At 65.7% G+C, this 16,201-nt stretch carries 19 protein-coding genes and 2 tRNA genes; 19 read left to right on the plus strand and 2 right to left on the minus strand.

Annotated features, from left to right (window positions below; genetic code table 11):
• Nucleotide 1: 1 nt before the first annotated feature.
• Both AC07NG_RS16325 and AC07NG_RS16330 read right to left on the minus strand, forming a co-directional pair.
• A tRNA-Asp gene (locus AC07NG_RS16325) sits at nt 2-78 on the minus strand.
• 69 nt (nt 79-147) lie between these two features.
• A tRNA-Asp gene (locus AC07NG_RS16330) sits at nt 148-224 on the minus strand.
• Nucleotides 225-423: 199 nt separating this feature from the next.
• Between AC07NG_RS16330 and AC07NG_RS16335 the strand changes: the two genes are divergently transcribed.
• The 19 genes from AC07NG_RS16335 to nuoN all read left to right on the plus strand — a co-directional run bounded on the left by AC07NG_RS16335 (nt 424) and on the right by nuoN (nt 16,200).
• The gene (locus tag AC07NG_RS16335) at nt 424-801 is read left to right on the plus strand and encodes an NADH-quinone oxidoreductase subunit A (RefSeq protein WP_110117755.1); all 378 of its coding nucleotides are present in this window, start codon (nt 424-426) and stop codon (nt 799-801) included.
• Complete coding sequence (locus AC07NG_RS16340) at nt 771-1,376, plus strand: NuoB/complex I 20 kDa subunit family protein (RefSeq protein ID WP_110117756.1); 606 nt, start codon at nt 771-773, stop codon at nt 1,374-1,376. The genes AC07NG_RS16335 and AC07NG_RS16340 overlap by 31 nt, the downstream gene beginning before the upstream one ends.
• On the plus strand, nt 1,373-1,975 hold the full coding sequence (locus AC07NG_RS16345; protein WP_494595138.1) for an NADH-quinone oxidoreductase subunit C: 603 nt from the start codon (nt 1,373-1,375) through the stop codon (nt 1,973-1,975). Before AC07NG_RS16340 ends, AC07NG_RS16345 begins: the two co-directional genes overlap by 4 nt.
• Nucleotides 1,976-1,978: 3 nt before the next feature.
• Nucleotides 1,979-3,229 carry an NADH-quinone oxidoreductase subunit D gene (locus tag AC07NG_RS16350; RefSeq protein WP_487288780.1) on the plus strand — a complete coding sequence of 417 codons (1,251 nt, stop codon included), beginning with the start codon at nt 1,979-1,981 and terminating at the stop codon, nt 3,227-3,229.
• The gene (locus AC07NG_RS16355) at nt 3,226-3,558 is read left to right on the plus strand and encodes a nuclear transport factor 2 family protein (protein ID WP_110117759.1); all 333 of its coding nucleotides are present in this window, start codon (nt 3,226-3,228) and stop codon (nt 3,556-3,558) included. Before AC07NG_RS16350 ends, AC07NG_RS16355 begins: the two co-directional genes overlap by 4 nt.
• The gene (gene nuoE / locus AC07NG_RS16360) at nt 3,555-4,238 is read left to right on the plus strand and encodes an NADH-quinone oxidoreductase subunit NuoE (protein WP_494595139.1); all 684 of its coding nucleotides are present in this window, start codon (nt 3,555-3,557) and stop codon (nt 4,236-4,238) included. Before AC07NG_RS16355 ends, nuoE begins: the two co-directional genes overlap by 4 nt.
• A complete protein-coding gene (locus tag AC07NG_RS16365; protein ID WP_494595140.1) occupies nt 4,238-4,483 on the plus strand; it encodes a hypothetical protein in 246 nt (81 codons plus the stop codon). The genes nuoE and AC07NG_RS16365 overlap by 1 nt, the downstream gene beginning before the upstream one ends.
• A complete protein-coding gene (locus AC07NG_RS16370; protein ID WP_487288778.1) occupies nt 4,480-4,740 on the plus strand; it encodes a hypothetical protein in 261 nt (86 codons plus the stop codon). The genes AC07NG_RS16365 and AC07NG_RS16370 overlap by 4 nt, the downstream gene beginning before the upstream one ends.
• Before the next feature lie 4 nt (nt 4,741-4,744).
• A complete protein-coding gene (nuoF, locus tag AC07NG_RS16375; protein WP_110117763.1) occupies nt 4,745-6,064 on the plus strand; it encodes an NADH-quinone oxidoreductase subunit NuoF in 1,320 nt (439 codons plus the stop codon).
• Nucleotides 6,065-6,069: 5 nt separating this feature from the next.
• Nucleotides 6,070-8,130 (plus strand): NADH-quinone oxidoreductase subunit NuoG, encoded by a 2,061-nt coding sequence (gene nuoG, locus AC07NG_RS16380; protein WP_494595142.1) that lies wholly within the window; start codon nt 6,070-6,072, stop codon nt 8,128-8,130.
• Between the two features lie 3 nt (nt 8,131-8,133).
• The gene (gene nuoH / locus AC07NG_RS16385) at nt 8,134-9,198 is read left to right on the plus strand and encodes an NADH-quinone oxidoreductase subunit NuoH (RefSeq protein WP_110117765.1); all 1,065 of its coding nucleotides are present in this window, start codon (nt 8,134-8,136) and stop codon (nt 9,196-9,198) included.
• On the plus strand, nt 9,198-9,437 hold the full coding sequence (locus tag AC07NG_RS16390; protein WP_494595143.1) for a hypothetical protein: 240 nt from the start codon (nt 9,198-9,200) through the stop codon (nt 9,435-9,437). Before nuoH ends, AC07NG_RS16390 begins: the two co-directional genes overlap by 1 nt.
• The gene (locus AC07NG_RS16395; protein WP_110117767.1) at nt 9,434-9,658 is read left to right on the plus strand and encodes a hypothetical protein; all 225 of its coding nucleotides are present in this window, start codon (nt 9,434-9,436) and stop codon (nt 9,656-9,658) included. The genes AC07NG_RS16390 and AC07NG_RS16395 overlap by 4 nt, the downstream gene beginning before the upstream one ends.
• A gap of 10 nt (nt 9,659-9,668) precedes the next feature.
• Nucleotides 9,669-10,160: an NADH-quinone oxidoreductase subunit NuoI gene (gene nuoI / locus AC07NG_RS16400; RefSeq protein WP_487288775.1), complete on the plus strand. Its 492-nt coding sequence runs from the start codon at nt 9,669-9,671 to the stop codon at nt 10,158-10,160.
• 82 nt (nt 10,161-10,242) lie between these two features.
• The gene (locus AC07NG_RS16405) at nt 10,243-10,860 is read left to right on the plus strand and encodes an NADH-quinone oxidoreductase subunit J (protein ID WP_110117769.1); all 618 of its coding nucleotides are present in this window, start codon (nt 10,243-10,245) and stop codon (nt 10,858-10,860) included.
• A complete protein-coding gene (gene nuoK / locus AC07NG_RS16410; protein ID WP_110117770.1) occupies nt 10,857-11,162 on the plus strand; it encodes an NADH-quinone oxidoreductase subunit NuoK in 306 nt (101 codons plus the stop codon). The genes AC07NG_RS16405 and nuoK overlap by 4 nt, the downstream gene beginning before the upstream one ends.
• A gap of 4 nt (nt 11,163-11,166) precedes the next feature.
• A complete protein-coding gene (gene nuoL, locus AC07NG_RS16415) occupies nt 11,167-13,257 on the plus strand; it encodes an NADH-quinone oxidoreductase subunit L (protein WP_492855551.1) in 2,091 nt (696 codons plus the stop codon).
• Between the two features lie 10 nt (nt 13,258-13,267).
• The gene (locus AC07NG_RS16420) at nt 13,268-14,752 is read left to right on the plus strand and encodes an NADH-quinone oxidoreductase subunit M (protein WP_110117772.1); all 1,485 of its coding nucleotides are present in this window, start codon (nt 13,268-13,270) and stop codon (nt 14,750-14,752) included.
• 8 nt (nt 14,753-14,760) lie between these two features.
• On the plus strand, nt 14,761-16,200 hold the full coding sequence (gene nuoN / locus AC07NG_RS16425) for an NADH-quinone oxidoreductase subunit NuoN (protein WP_487288773.1): 1,440 nt from the start codon (nt 14,761-14,763) through the stop codon (nt 16,198-16,200).
• Nucleotide 16,201: the final 1 nt, after the last annotated feature.

The following is a 16,201-nucleotide window of genomic DNA, read 5'->3' on the forward strand; positions in this document are numbered from 1 at the left end:
GTGGCGCGAATGACGGGGCTCGAACCCGCGACCTCCGGCGTGACAGGCCGGCGCTCTAACCAACTGAGCTACATCCGCGTCGCGTAAGGTCGTAAAACCCTACGAAGCGCTCGCTTTTATCTCGGATCGCGACCTTCCAGGAGAAGGTGGCGCGAATGACGGGGCTCGAACCCGCGACCTCCGGCGTGACAGGCCGGCGCTCTAACCAACTGAGCTACATCCGCATTACCCTCCGCCGAAGCGAAAGTGCGACCCGCCGTGCGGCGAGGGGCGTCTGATATGTCGGGCGAAGACTCGTGTCAACGGCCATGTCGCCGAACCTGTGGATGGCCAGAAGTTGCGATCGTTTCTCAATGTGCCCGGGGCGTTTGAAGCCTGGAAGACACTGGGCTACAACGCGGCCGATTCAAGCCAAGGGCTGTCATGAACGCCTTCCTTCTCCAGTACCTGCCGATCGTGATCTTCCTCGGGATCGCGGCGGTTATCGGCATCGTCTTCATGCTGGCTGCCGCCGTGCTCGCGCCCAAGGCGCCGGACCCGGAAAAGCTGTCCGCATACGAATGCGGCTTCAACGCCTTCGACGACGCGCGCATGAAGTTCGACGTCCGGTTCTACCTGGTCTCGATCCTCTTCATCATCTTCGACCTCGAAGTGGCTTTCCTGTTCCCGTGGGCGGTGACCCTGCTGAAGCTTCCGCATGAAGCCTCGGTCTTCGCCTTCTGGTCGATGATGAGCTTCCTCGGCGTTCTGACTGTCGGCTTTATCTACGAATGGAAGAAGGGCGCCCTCGAATGGGAGTGATCGTTCCCGCCAACAGCTCGCCGCTTCCGGCGGCCGGCGCCGCTGGCCGCTCGACGGTGCAGGGCTATGACCCGAAGCTGCACGACGCATTCTTCGACGGCGTGTCGCAGCAGCTGGCCGACAAGGGCTTCATCACCGCGGCCGCCGACGACCTGATCACCTGGGCGCGCACCGGCTCGCTGATGTGGATGACGTTCGGCCTGGCGTGCTGCGCCGTCGAGATGATGCACTCGGCCATGCCGCGCTACGACCTGGAGCGCTACGGCTTCGCGCCGCGCGCCAGCCCGCGTCAGTCGGACGTGATGATCGTCGCCGGCACCCTGACCAACAAGATGGCTCCGGCTCTGCGCAAGGTCTATGACCAGATGCCCGAGCCCCGCTACGTCATCTCGATGGGCAGCTGCGCCAATGGCGGCGGCTACTACTATTACAGCTACAGCGTCGTGCGCGGCTGCGACCGCGTCGTCCCGATCGACATCTACGTGCCGGGCTGCCCGCCCACGGCCGAAGCGCTCGTCTACGGCGTGCTGCAGCTCCAGAAGAAGATCCGTCGCACGGGGACCATCGAGCGATGAGCCAAGACCTCGAAGCCCTCGGCCAGGCGATCGTCGCCAACTCGGCCGGGGCCATCGCCTCGTACACTGTCGCGTTCGGCGAGCTGAACCTGCTCGGTTCGACGAACCGCGTGGTCGAGCTGCTGACCTATCTGCGTGATCACCCCGACTACCGCTTCCACCAGCTGGTGGACCTGACGGCGGTCGACTACCCCGAGCGCGCCGCGCGCTTCGACGTGGTCTACCACCTGCTGTCGATGGTGAAGAACGTCCGCGTCCGCGTGAAGGTGCAGACCGACGAAGACACCCCGGTGCCGAGCGCCACGCCGGTGTTCCCGGTGGCCGACTGGTTCGAGCGCGAGGCGTTCGACATGTACGGCGTGTTCTTCGAAGGCCACCCGGACCTGCGCCGGATCCTGACGGACTACGGTTTCCACGGCCACCCGCTGCGGAAAGACTTCCCGATGACCGGCTATGTCGAGGTCCGCTACGACGACGAGCTCAAGCGCGTCGTCTACGAACCCGTGAAGATCACCGAGTTCCGCGCCTTCGACTTCCTGTCTCCGTGGGAAGGGGCGAAGTACGCTCTGCCGGGCGACGAGAAGGCGGAAAAGGCTTAAGTCATGACTGGCACGAACGCGCCCGCCGCGGCGACCGACTTCTTCCGCGACGAACCGACGGTTCCGGTGATCCCGGAAACCCCGGTCCGCAAGTTCAACATCAACTTCGGCCCCCAGCACCCTGCCGCGCACGGCGTGCTGCGTCTGGTGCTCGAACTCGACGGTGAAATCGTCGAGCGCGTCGATCCGCACATCGGCCTGCTGCACCGCGGCACCGAGAAGCTGATGGAAGCGCGCACCTACCTGCAGAACATCCCGTACTTCGACCGCCTCGACTACGTGGCGCCGATGAACCAGGAGCATGCGTTCTGCCTGGCCATCGAAAAGCTGCTGGGCGTTGAAGTGCCCAAGCGCGGCCAGGTCATCCGCGTGCTGTTCTGCGAGATCGGCCGCGTCCTGAACCACCTGCTGAACGTGACGACCCAGGCCATGGACGTCGGCGCCCTGACGCCGCCGCTCTGGGGCTTCGAGGAGCGCGAGAAGCTGATGGTGTTCTACGAGCGCGCCTGCGGCGCTCGCCTGCACGCCAACTACTTCCGTCCGGGCGGCGTCCACCAGGACCTCACCCCCTCGCTGATCGACGATATCGAGAGCTGGGCCAAGGCCTTCCCGAAGATCTGCGACGACATCGAGGGCCTGATCACCGACAACCGCATCTTCAAGCAGCGCAACGTCGATATCGGCGTCGTCAGCAAGGAAGACGCGTGGGCCTGGGGCTTCTCGGGCGTGATGGTGCGCGGTTCGGGCATCGCCTGGGACCTGCGCCGCAACCAGCCGTACGAGAACTACAACGAGTTCGAGTTCGACATCCCGCTGGGCAAGAACGGCGACTGCTACGATCGCTATCTCTGCCGCATGCAGGAGATGCGCGAGAGCACCAAGATCATCCTGCAGGCCGTCGCCATGCTGCGCGGCACGCCGGGTCCGGTGCTGACCGAGGACAACAAGGTCAGCCCGCCGCGTCGCGCCGAGATGAAGCGCTCGATGGAAGCCCTGATCCACCACTTCAAGCTCTATACCGAGGGCTTCAAGACGCCGGAAGGCGAGGTCTACGCGGCCGTCGAAGCCCCCAAGGGCGAGTTCGGCGTCTACGTGGTCAGCAACGGCACCAACAAGCCGTACCGCTGCAAGATCAAGGCTCCGGGCTTCTCGCACCTGGCCGCCATGGACTGGATGAACCGCGGCCACCAGCTGGCCGACGTTTCGGCCATCCTGGGTTCGCTCGACATCGTGTTCGGCGAGGTCGATCGATGAGCCTCGAGAGCATCGCCCAGGCTCAGCTCGACGCCTACAACGCCCAAGACCTGGACGCCCACTGCGCCCACTTCTCGGACGACGTGGTCGTGGCCGGCCTGAACGGCGAAGTCGCGCGCACGGGCATCGAGGCTTACCGCGCCTTCTACGCCAAGACCTTCGCCGAGTTCCCCAAGAACAAGGCCGAGCTCCTGAACCGCATCGTGGTCGGCTCGAACGTGATCGATCACGAGCACGTCGACCGCGGCAACGGCGACGCGCCCTTCCAGGTCGCCGCCATCTACACCTTCAAGGGCGACAAGATCGTCCGCGTGGATTTCGCACGATGAGCGTTCGTCGTCTCGCCAAAGAGCAGCCCGCCAGCTTCGCCTTCTCGAAGGACAGCCAGGCCAAGGCCGACTGGTGGAAGGCCAAGTATCCCGCCGCCCGCAAGCAGTCGGCGGTGATCCCGATGCTGTGGCTGGCCCAGAAGCAGGAAGGCTGGATTTCCGAGCCGGCGATCCAGGAGATCGCCAAGCAGCTCGAGATGCCGGTCATCCGCGTGCTGGAAGTCGCCACCTTCTACGTGATGTTCCAGCTGGCCCCGGTCGGCAAGACCGCCTTCGTCCAGCTGTGCGGCACCACGCCGTGCCAACTGCGCGGCGCGCTCGACCTGAAGTCGGTGCTGGAGAAGAAGATCGGCCCGGCCCACACCGTGTCGGCCGACGGCAAGTTCAGCTGGGAAGAGGTCGAGTGCCTCGGCGCCTGCTGCAACGCCCCGATGGCCGCCATCAACGACTACTACTACGAAGACCTGACGCCGGAGAGCCTCAGCGCAATCCTCGACGACTTTGCCGCGGGCAAGGCCCCGCAGCCGGGCAGCTACGAGGGCCGCAAGTCCTCGGAGCCGAAGGAAAAGATCCAGACCCTGACCGATCCGAAGCTGTACGACGGCTCGGCGGCCAAGAAGATCAAGATCCCGAACCTGCCCGAGAAGCCCAAGAAGACCAAGGCGGAGCCCGCCGCCTGATGACCGACGTCGCCGTCCATCAGAAGAAGCGCCTCACGACGATGCTCGCCATCGACGTCGTGTGCTTCCTGCTGGCCGGCGCGGCGATCGTCGGCCACGTGGCCTTCCACGTCTGGTGGCTGCTTCCGGTGTTCATCCTGGCCGTCGTGGTCGGGCTGGGCGCCCAGATCTGGTTCATCCTCGGCTGGATGAAGGCCACCAAGCCTGAAGCCGGTTCCGAGCCGCAAGCGGGGAGGGCGCCTTGAGCGACGACCTTTCCGCCAGGCGGGCGGCCTATCTGGCCACGATCAAGGGGCTCTACCGCAAGGAGCGGGTCCTGGGTTTCGTGGCCTGCCTGGCCGGCGTCCTGCTGCTGATCTGGGGGCGGGAGGTCCCTGGGGCTCCGGCCTGGGCGGCGCCCACAGGTCTTTTGGTGATCGGCGCCGGTTGGCTGCTTTTCGCCTATGTCATCGTCCGGCGGACGCGCTATGTCCGCACCCATCCATTCGATCCGCAAAGCTAGAGTCATGGTCGGTATCCTCGAAGACAAGGATCGCATCTTCACCAACCTTTACGGGCTCCAGGACTGGGGTCTGGAAGGTGCGAAGGCGCGCGGTTGCTGGAACGGCACCAAGGACATTCTTGACGCCGGTCGCGACTGGATCATCGAGAACATGAAGAACTCCGGTCTGCGAGGCCGGGGCGGGGCTGGTTTCTCGACCGGTCTGAAGTGGTCCTTCATGCCCAAGGAAGTGAAGGACGGCCGTCCGCACTACCTGGTGGTCAACGCCGACGAGTCCGAACCGGGCACCTGCAAGGACCGGGAGATCATGCGGCACGATCCGCACCTCCTGATCGAGGGCTGCCTGATCGCCTCGCGCGCCATGCTGGCCCACGCCTGCTACATCTACATCCGCGGCGAGTACGTCTTCGAGCGCGAGCGCCTGGAAGCGGCGGTCAAGCAGGCCTACGAGGCCAAGCTGATCGGCAAGGACAACGTCCACGGCTGGGACTTCGACCTCTACGTCCACCACGGCGCCGGCGCCTATATCTGCGGTGAAGAGACCGCCCTGCTGGAAAGCCTGGAGGGCAAGAAGGGCCAGCCGCGCCTGAAGCCGCCGTTCCCGGCGGGCGCTGGCCTCTACGGCATGCCGACCACGGTCAACAACGTCGAGAGCATCGCTGTCGCCGGCACCATCCTGCGCCGCGGCGCGGCCTGGTTCGCCGGTTTCGGCCGTCCCAACAACGCCGGCACCAAGCTGTTCTGCGTCTCGGGCCACGTGAACCTGCCCTGCAACGTCGAAGAAGCGATGAGCATCCCCTTCCGTCAGCTGATGGAAGACCACTGCGGCGGCATTCGCGGCGGCTGGGGCAACCTCAAGGCCGTCATCCCGGGCGGTTCGTCGGTTCCGATGATCCCCGCCGAGCAGTGCGAAGACCTGCCGATGGACTTCGACGCCCTGCGGAACCTGAAGTCGGGCCTGGGCACCGCCGCCGTCATCGTCATGGACAAGTCCACCGACCTCGTCCGCGCCATCGCCCGCCTGTCGTACTTCTACAAGCACGAGAGCTGCGGCCAGTGCACGCCGTGCCGCGAAGGCACCGGCTGGATGTGGCGGGTCATGGAGCGCATGGCCACCGGCGAAGCCGATCCGAAAGAGATCGACACCCTGCTGGACGTCACGACCCAGGTCGAGGGTCACACCATCTGCGCCCTGGGCGACGCGGCCGCCTGGCCGATCCAGGGTCTGTTCCGCCACTTCCGCCACGAGGTGGAGGAGCGGATCGCTTCCTATCGTAGCGGTCGCCTGCACGTGCAGGGCGCCAAGCTGATCGCGGCGGAGTAACGAGAATGGCAATCGCCAAGGTCAACGGCGTCGAGGTCGAGTTCGAACCCGGCATGACGGTTCTGCAGGTCGCGGAGCTGGCTGGGGAAGAGATCCCGCGCTTCTGCTATCACGAGCGTCTGAGCATCGCCGGCAACTGCCGCATGTGCCTGGTCGAGGTTAAGCCCGGTCCGCCGAAGCCGCAGGCGTCTTGCGCCCTCCCGGCCGCCGAGGGCCAGGAGATCTTCACCAAGACCCCGATGGTCAAGAAGGCCCGCGAAGGGGTGATGGAGTTCCTGCTCATCAACCACCCGCTGGATTGCCCGATCTGCGACCAGGGCGGCGAGTGCGACCTGCAGGACCAGGCCGTCGGCTACGGTCGTGACGACAGCCGCTACGAAGAGAACAAGCGCGCGGTCGAAGAGAAGGCCATGGGCCCGCTCATCAAGACCGTGATGACGCGCTGCATCCAGTGCACCCGCTGCGTCCGCTTCATCACCGAAGTCGCCGGCTCGCCGGAGATCGGCCTGATCTCGCGCGGCGAAGACGTTGAAATCACGACCTATCTGGGCGCCGCGGTGACCTCGGAGCTGTCGGCCAACGTCATCGACCTGTGCCCGGTCGGCGCCCTGACCTCCAAGCCCTACGCCTTCGAAGCCCGCCCGTGGGAACTGAAGAAGACCGAGAGCGTCGACGTCCAGGACGCCCTGGGCTCCTCGATCCGCGTCGACGCCCGCGCCAACGCCGTCCTGCGCGTGCTGCCGCGCGTCAACGAGGACGTCAATGAAGAGTGGATCAGCGACAAGACGCGCTACGCCGTCGACGGCCTGCAGCGCCAGCGCCTCGACCGCCCGTACGTCCGCGTTGACGGCAAGCTGAAGCCGGCCACGTGGTCTGAGGCTTTCGCCGCCGTCTCCGCCAAGATCAAGGCGACCGCCCCTGAGCGCATCGGCGTCATCGCCGGCGACCTGCAGGACGCCGAAAGCCTGAAGGCGACCAAGGACCTCTTCACCGCCCTGGGCGTGAAGAACCTCGACGCCCGCCAGGACGGTACGGCCCTGGGCAATGGCCCGCGCGAGAGCTGGCTGTTCAACTCGACCATCGCCGGCATCGAAGACGCTGATGTCGTGCTGTTCGTGGGCGCCAACCCGCGCCTCGAGGCTCCGGTCCTCAACGCCCGCTTCCGCAAGCAGTGGATCGCCGGCAAGACCCGCTTCGGCGTCATCGGCGAACAGGCCGACCTGACGTTCGACTACGACTACCTCGGCGCCGGCGCCAAGACGCTGTCGGGCCTGGCCAAGGCCAAGAACGACTTCGTCGCCGCCCTGAAGGCCGCCGAGCGTCCCGCCATCATCATCGGCCAGGGCGCCCTGGCCCGCGCCGACGGCGCGGCGATCCTCAAGGCCGCCGCCGGCGTCGCCAAGACCTTCAAGGTCGTGCGCGAAGGCTGGAACGGCTGGAACGTGCTGCACACCGCCGCCGCCCGCGTGGCCGGCCTCGACCTGGGCTTCGTCCCGGCCGAGGGCGCTCTCTCGGCTCGCGACATGCTGAAGCCGGGCGCGCTGGACGTGCTGTTCCTGCTGGGCGCCGACGAGTGCGAGCCCGCCGCCAGCGACGCCTTCAAGATCTATCTGGGCACCCACGGCGACGCCGGCGCCCACAAGGCCGATGTCATCCTGCCGGGCGCCGCCTACACCGAAAAGAACGGCCTCTACGTCAACACCGAGGGCCGGGTGCAGATGGGCAAGCGCGCCGTGTTCCCGAAGGGCGAGGCCAAGGAAGACTGGTCGATCCTGCGGGCGCTGTCGGAAGTGCTGGGCGCCAAGCTGCCCTATGACAGCCTGGACCAGCTGCGCGCCAAGCTGTTCGCCGATCACCCCACCTTCGGCCAGATCGACTTCGCGCCGGGCTCGGTCCCGACCGTGTTCGACCTCGCCGCCGTCGGTGGGGAAGGGGACGTCTCCGATGCTCCGTTCGAGAGCCCGGTGAAGGCCTTCCACCTGACCAACCCCATTGCGCGCGCCAGCGTGACCATGGCCGAGTGCGCGGCCAACGTCTCGGCCGCCGCCAAGATCGCCGCGGAGTAAGCCGTGTCTCAGACCAACCCGCTTATCTGGTTCGGCCTCACTCTCGGCGGCATCCTGCTGGTCGTGATCTGGGTTCTGCTGAGCCTGGCCTTCCTGCTGCTGGCCGACCGCAAGATCTGGGCCGGCGTCCAGATGCGCAAGGGCCCGAACGTCGTCGGCCCCTTCGGCCTGCTGCAGTCCTTCGCCGACTTCGGCAAGTTCGTGCTGAAGGAAATCGTCATCCCGGCCGGCGCCGACAAGGCGATCTTCCTGCTGGCCCCGCTGATCAGCCTGGTTCTGGGCTTCATCGGCTGGGCCGTGGTGCCGTTCGCGCCGGGCTGGGTCGTCTCCAACCTGAACGTCGGCATCCTCTACCTGCTGGCGATGAGCTCGCTGGGCGTCTACGGCATCATCATGGGCGGCTGGGCTTCGAACTCGAAGTACCCGTTCCTGGGCGCGCTGCGTTCGGCGGCGCAGATGGTGTCGTATGAAGTCTCGATCGGCCTGATCATCATCACGGTGATCCTGCTGGCCGGCTCGATGAACCTGTCGACCATCGTCGAGAACCAGTCCGGCTGGATCTGGAACTGGAACGTGTTCGGCGGCGGCGGCCTCAAGAACATCATCCTGCTGCCGGTCATGGTGATCGCCATGGGCATGTTCTACATCTCGGCCCTGGCCGAGACGAACCGCCCGCCCTTCGACCTTCCGGAAGCCGAATCCGAACTCGTGGCCGGTTACCAGGTCGAGTACTCGTCGACCCCGTACCTGCTGTTCATGGTCGCCGAATATTCGAACATCGTGCTGATGTGCGCGATGATCAGCGTGCTGTTCTTCGGCGGCTGGAACCTGGGTCTGCCGATCGACCTGGTGGCGATGTGGGGCTGGTGGGGCAAGCTGGCCCTGGCCCTGGTGTTCTACGCCAAGATCGTCTTCTGGTTCTTCATGTTCGCCATGGCTAAGGCGATCGTGCCTCGCTACCGCTACGACCAACTGATGCGACTGGGCTGGAAGGTCTTCCTGCCGATGTCGCTGGTGCTGGTCGCCCTGGTCGCCGGCTGGCGCGTCTTCTCGCCGGTGGCGGGCTGATGCGCCCCGCCGCCCTGGCCTTGACGGGGCTGGTCCTTACTTCGCTGGGCGCATGCGCGTCGAGCGAGGCCTCGGACCGCTCCTATTCGCTGGGACGGGGGATCGTGAACTACGACGAACTGCGCCGGGCCGGCGACAAGTGCAAGGCCGAGGGCGGGACGTTGCAGGCCAAGATGGACGGGGGAGATCCCGCCCAGCTTTCGAACTACACCTGCGTCATTCCCCGAGCCGGGAAATGAGGCGGGTCGTCCTCGGGATCGCGGTGATCGGCCTGCTGGCCGGCTGCACGATACCGGGGCGAAGCATTCGGCCGCCGCGGGAGCGATCGCTCGAGGAGCAGATCGAGGCCCGCCGGAAGGCCGAGGAAGAGACCAAGGACTGCGTGCTGCGCCAGCAGGTGCGGCGTCAGCAGGAAGAGCGGGGTAGGGACGTCCGTCCTTTCCCTAAGGAAAAGTGTTAGGAGAGCTCTGGTGTTCCAGCGCATCACGCAAGCGGTCAAAGGGGTGGCCCTGCTCGATTTCGCGGGCGCCTTCGGCCTGGCCATGAAGTATCTGGTCGCGCCGAAGAAGACCGTGATCTACCCGAACGAGCGCGGCCCGCAGTCGCCTCGTTTCCGTGGCGAGCACGCCCTGCGTCGCTATCCCAACGGGGAAGAGCGCTGCATCGCCTGCAAGCTGTGCGAGGCCATCTGCCCCGCTCAGGCGATCACCATCGAGGCCGAACCGCGCGAGGACGGCAGCCGCCGTACGACCCGCTACGACATCGACATGGTGAAGTGCATCTACTGCGGTCTCTGCCAAGAGGCCTGCCCGGTGGACGCCATCGTCGAAGGCCCGAACATCGAGTTCGCGGTCGAGACGCGTGAAGAACTCTACTACGACAAGGAAAAGCTGCTCGACAACGGTGACCGTTGGGAACGGCTGATCGCGAAGAATCTGGAGTTGGACGCTCCGTACCGCTAAACGGTCCGGCGCGAATCCGAGGTTGGCGGCGTGTATTTCGCGCGTCGTCGTTATTTGAACTTTCAGGGGAGCACCCTGGCCAATGGCCTTGCAGGCGATAGCTTTCTATTTGCTGGCGTTCGTGACGATAGCGGCGGGTCTTCTCGTCGTGTCGGCCAAGAACCCCGTGCACTCGGTGCTCTTCCTGATCACCGCCTTCTTCTCGGCCGCCGGCCTCTTCGTCCTTCTGGGCGCTGAGTTCCTGGCGATGCTGCTGATCGTCGTCTATGTGGGCGCGGTCGCGGTGCTGTTCCTCTTCGTGGTCATGATGCTCGACATCGACTTCGAAGCGCTGCGGGACGGCTTCGCGCAATACCTGCCCATCGGCGGCCTCGTCGCCGGCGTGCTGACCATCGAGATGATCATGGTCGCCGTCAGCGTCGCCACCAACGGCAAGGCCAGCGCCAACGCGCTGCCTAACGCCTCGCCGGGCGGCTTCAGCAACACCGAGGCGCTCGGTCGGGTGCTCTACACCGACTATGTCTTCTTCTTCCAGGCGGCGGGCCTGGTGCTGCTGGTCGCCATGATCGGCGCCATCGTCCTGACCCTGCGCCACAAGCCGGGCGTCAAGCGCCAGGACATCGGCAAGCAGATCGCCCGTACGCCCAAGACCGGAATGGAACTCGTGCAGATCAAGCCGGGCGAGGGGATCAGCGAATGATCGGCCTTCCGCATTACCTCATCGTCGCCGCCATCCTTCTGACGATCGGCGTCTTCGGTATCTTCGTGAACCGCAAGAACATCATCGTCATCCTGATGTCGATCGAGCTCATCCTGCTCGCGGTGAACATCAACCTGGTGGCGTTCTCGGCCTACCTGCATGACGTGGTGGGCCAGATCTTCGCGATGTTCGTGCTGACCGTGGCCGCCGCCGAGGCGGCCGTCGGCCTCGCCATCCTGGTGACCTTCTTCCGTAACCGCGGCGACATCGCGGTCGACGACGCCAGCATGATGAAGGGCTGACCCAGTGCAATCGCTCGTCACCATTCTCGTCTTCGCCCCGCTGGTGGGCGCGATCATCGCTGGCCTGTTCGGCCGGCGGATCGGCAACGTCGCGTCGCAGTCGGTCACCACCGGCCTGCTGATCCTGGCCTGCGCGCTGTCGTGGTTCACGTTCAGCAAGTGGACCTGGGGGCACATGGAGGCCTTCACGGTCACCCTGCTGCCGTTCATCCACATCGGCGACTTCGTCGCCAACTGGTCGATCCGCATCGACGCCCTGTCGGCGACCATGCTGATCGTGGTCACGACCGTCTCGGCGCTCGTGCACGTCTATTCCTGGGGCTACATGGCCGAGGACGACAGCAAGCCGCGTTTCTTCGCGTACCTGTCGCTCTTCACCTTCGCCATGCTGTCGCTGGTCACCGCCGCCGACTTCATGCAGCTGTTCTTCGGCTGGGAAGGCGTGGGTCTTGCCTCGTACCTGCTGATCGGCTTCTGGTTCAAGAAGCCCTCGGCCAGCGCCGCGGCCATCAAGGCCTTCGTGGTCAACCGGGTCGGCGACTTCGGCTTCGCCCTTGGCATCATGACCACCTACTGGGCCTTCGGCACCATCCAGTTCCACGAACTGTTCCCGATGATCGCCGCCGGCGCCTCGCGCACCTGGGAGTTCGCGGGCCACAGCTGGCCGCTGGTCGACATCGCCTGCTTCCTGCTGTTCATCGGCGCGATGGGCAAGTCGGCCCAGTTCTTCCTGCACACCTGGCTTCCTGACGCCATGGAAGGCCCGACCCCCGTGTCGGCCCTGATCCACGCGGCCACCATGGTGACCGCCGGCGTCTACATGCTGTGCCTGCTGTCGCCGATGTTCGAATACGCCCCGGTGGCCAAGAACATCGTCACGGTGATCGGCGCCATCACGGCCCTGTTCGCCGCCACGGTCGGTCTGACCCAGAACGACATCAAGCGCGTGATCGCCTACTCGACCTGTTCGCAGCTGGGCTACATGTTCTTCGCGGCCGGCGTCGGCGCCTACCAGGCGGCGATGTTCCACCTGTTCACGCACGCCTTCTTCAAGGCGCTGCTGTTCCTGGGCGCCGGTTCGGTGATCCACGGCATGCACCACGAGCAGGACATGCGTCGCTACGGCGCCCTGGCCAAGCTGCTGCCGGTGACCTTCATCGCCATGACAATCGGCACGATCGCCATCACGGGCCTCGGCTTCCCGCCGCTGCACCTGGGCTTCGCCGGCTTCTACTCGAAGGACACCATCATCGAGGCGGCGTTCGCCGCGGGCTCGCACAACCAGATCGCCATGTTCGCCTGGGCGATCGGCGTCCTAGTGGCCGGCCTGACCTCGTTCTACTCCTGGCGCCTGGCCTTCTTCACCTTCAACGGCAAGGCCCGTTGGGGTCACGACGACCACGCCCATGATGCGCACGCTCATGGCCACGACGATCACGCGCACGCCGCCCATGGTCATGACGACCATGCCCATGGCGCGCACGACGATCACGGTCATGACGATCACGGCCACGGCCATGATCACAAGCCGCACGAGAGCCCCTGGGTGATGCTGCTGCCGCTGGTCGTACTGTCGATCGGCGCGGTCGCCGCCGGCTTCGTCTTCACCGGCTACTTCGTGGGTCACCACCAGGAAGAGTTCTGGCGCGGCGCGATCTTCAACGCGCCTACCAACCACGTGCTGCACGAGGCCCACGAAGTGGCCGAGTGGGTGAAGTGGAGCCCGCTGATCGCCTCGATCGTCGGCCTGCTGATCGCGGTCTACGTCTACCTGATCAGGGGCAACGAGCGCCTGGGCCTCAAGCTCGCCGAGCGTAACGGCCCGCTGTACGTGTTCTTCTACAACAAGTGGTTCTTCGACGAGCTCTATGAGGCCACCTTCGTGCGGGCCGCCAAGTTCCTCGGCGACCTGTTCTGGAAGGGCGGGGACCAGAAGATCATCGATCGCCTGGGTCCGGACGGCGTCAGCGCCGTCTCCTACGCCGTCGGCCGCAAGACGGGCAAAGCCCAGACCGGCTACGTCTACCACTACGCTTTCGTCATGCTGCTCGGCGTCGCCGGCCTGCTGACGTTCGCCCTTTACGCATTCCGTTGAGGACGGATCGATGACCGGCCTGCTCAGCCTTACGACCTTTGCTCCGCTCGTCGGCGTGGCCGTTATCCTGGTGGCTCGGGCCATCCAGGGTCCCGGCGCCAAGACCGACACCCTGGCCAAGTGGATCGCGCTCGCGACCACCGTGGTCGCCTTCGCCCTGTCGCTGGTGCTGACGCTCCAGTTCGACGCCAAGAACCCCGGCTTCCAGTTCGTGGAAGACATCGCCTGGTTCGGCGGCCTGCATTACCGCATGGGCATCGACGGCATCTCGGTGCTGCTCGTCCTGCTGACCGCCTTCCTGCTGCCGATCTGTATCGTGGCCAGCTGGAAGTCGGTGGAAAAGCGCGTCGTCGAATACCTGATCGCCTTCCTGGTCCTCGAGACCCTGGTGATCGGCGTGTTCTGCGCGCTGGACCTGGTGCTGTTCTACCTCTTCTTCGAAGGGGGCCTGGTGCCGATGTTCCTGATCATCGGCATCTGGGGCGGCAAGCGCCGGATCTACGCGGCCTACAAGTTCTTCCTCTACACGCTGCTCGGCTCGGTGCTGATGCTGGCGGCCATCCTGGCCATGATCTCGATCGCCGGCACCTCGTCGATCCCCGAGCTCATGACCTACAAGTTCGCGCCGTGGCTCCAGACCTGGCTGTGGCTGGCCTTCTTCGCCTCGTTCGCGGTGAAGATGCCGATGTGGCCGGTGCATACCTGGCTGCCTGACGCCCACGTGGAAGCCCCGACGGCGGGTTCGGTCATCCTGGCCGGCATCCTGCTGAAGATGGGCGGCTACGGCTTCATGCGCTTCAGCATCCCGATGTTCCCGAACGCCTCGGAGATGTTCCAGCCGCTGGTCTTCGCCCTTTCGGGCATCGCCATCGTCTACACCTCGCTGGTCGCCTTCCGTCAGACCGACATCAAGAAGCTGATCGCCTATTCGTCGGTCGCCCACATGGGCTTCGTGACCATGGGCATCTTCTCGGGCAACGCCGCCGGCGAGCAGGGCGCCCTGTTCCAGATGATCAGCCACGGGGTGATCTCCGGCGCGCTCTTCCTCTGCGTCGGCGTGGTCTACGACCGCATGCACACCCGCGAGATCGCCTTCTACGGCGGCCTCACCAACCGCATGCCGCACTACGCCTTCGTGTTCCTGCTGTTCACGATGGGCAATGTCGGCCTGCCGGGCACCTCGGGCTTCGTCGGCGAAATCCTGACCATGACGGGCGTCTACAAGGCCTCGACCTGGACGGCGATCGTCTCGGCCACCGGCGTGATCCTGTCGGCCATGTACGCCCTGACGCTGTACCGCCGGGTCATGTACGGGGAGATCACCAACCCCGAACTGAAGACGATCAAGGACCTCGACGCGCGGGAAATCCTGCTCTTCGCGCCGCTGATCATCATGACCCTGGTCCTCGGCATCTATCCTAATCTTGTGTTCAACCTGACCGCGTCGTCCGTCGACGGGCTCGTCGGCGCCTGGCGCGCCGCCGTGGGCGGGTGAGGGATCCCATGACGTTCTCCGCCAACTTCTCCCTCGTCCTGCCTGAAGTCGTCCTGGCGATTTCGGCCCTGCTGCTGCTGGTCTGGGGCGCCTTCTCCAAGAAGACCACGCCGGTCTTCACGGGCGCCTCGGTGCTGGCCCTGGTGGTCGCCGCCGCCTTCGCGATCCACGGACCGCGCGGCGACGCCTTCAACGGCGTCTACTCGGCCGACGCCGCCGCCACCTACGCCAAGGTCGCGATCTTCCTGTTCAGCGCCCTGGCCATCGTGCTGGGCGACCGCTGGCTGGCCGCCCGCGGCGACCAGAAGTTCGAGTTCCCGGTCCTGGTGATCCTGGCCGCGCTGGGCATGGGCATCACGGCCTCGGCCGGCGACCTCATCAGCCTCTATATCGGCGTCGAGCTACAATCGCTGGCCCTGTACGTCCTGGCGGCCTTCCGCCGCGACGACGCCAAGGCCTCGGAAGCGGGCCTGAAGTACTTCGTGCTGGGCGCTCTGTCGTCGGGCATCCTGCTGTACGGCGCCTCGCTGATCTACGGCTTCTCGGGCTCGACCCGCTTCGTCGACATCGCCGCGGCCTCGCACGGCGCCCATGGCGTGGGCCTGCTGTTCGGCCTGATCTTCGTGATCTGCGGCCTGGCGTTCAAGGTCTCGGCCGCGCCGTTCCACATGTGGACCCCGGACGTCTACGAAGGCGCCCCGACCCCGGTCGTCGGCTTCTTCGCCGCCGCGCCGAAGCTGGCCGCCATGATGATGTTCGCCCGCGTGCTGGGCGACGCCTTCCCGGACGCCGTGGCCCAATGGCGCCAGGTGCTGATCATCGCAGCCCTGCTGTCGGTGTTCGTCGGCGCCTTCGCCGGTCTGGCCCAGAGCAACCTCAAGCGCCTGTGGGCCTATTCCTCGATCGCCAACGTCGGCTACGCCCTGCTGGGCGTCGCCACCGGCGGCGAGGTGGGTTTGCATTCGATGCTGGTGTTCATGGTGCTCTACATGGTCGACGTCACCGGCTTCTTCGCCTGCCTGCAGGCGCTGACCCGCGACGGCAAGCCGATGGAGACCATCGAGGATATGGCCGGCCTGGTGAAGGAACGTCCGGGCGTCGCCCTGGCCATGACCGCGTTCTCGCTGTCGGCCCTGGGCCTGCCGCCGTTCTCGGGCTTCTGGGCCAAGTTCTACGTCTTCAAGGCCGCCATGGGCTCGGGCGACGTGCCGCTGCAGTGGGCCGCCGTCATCGGCCTGGTCGGCAGCGTCGTGGCCGCCTTCTACTACCTGCGTCTGATCAAGACGATGTGGTTCGACGCGCCGACCAGCGCGGTGGACAAGCCGCAACCGACCGCTCGCGCGATCGGCTTCGCCGCGGCCCTGTTCTCGTTCCCGATCGTCCTGATCGCCCTGGTCTGGCTCGACCCCGCCGCCAAGGCGGCCGCGGCGGCCTTTGGCCACGCGTGAC

The organism is Caulobacter sp. GW821-FHT10C03 (assembly GCF_059415485.1).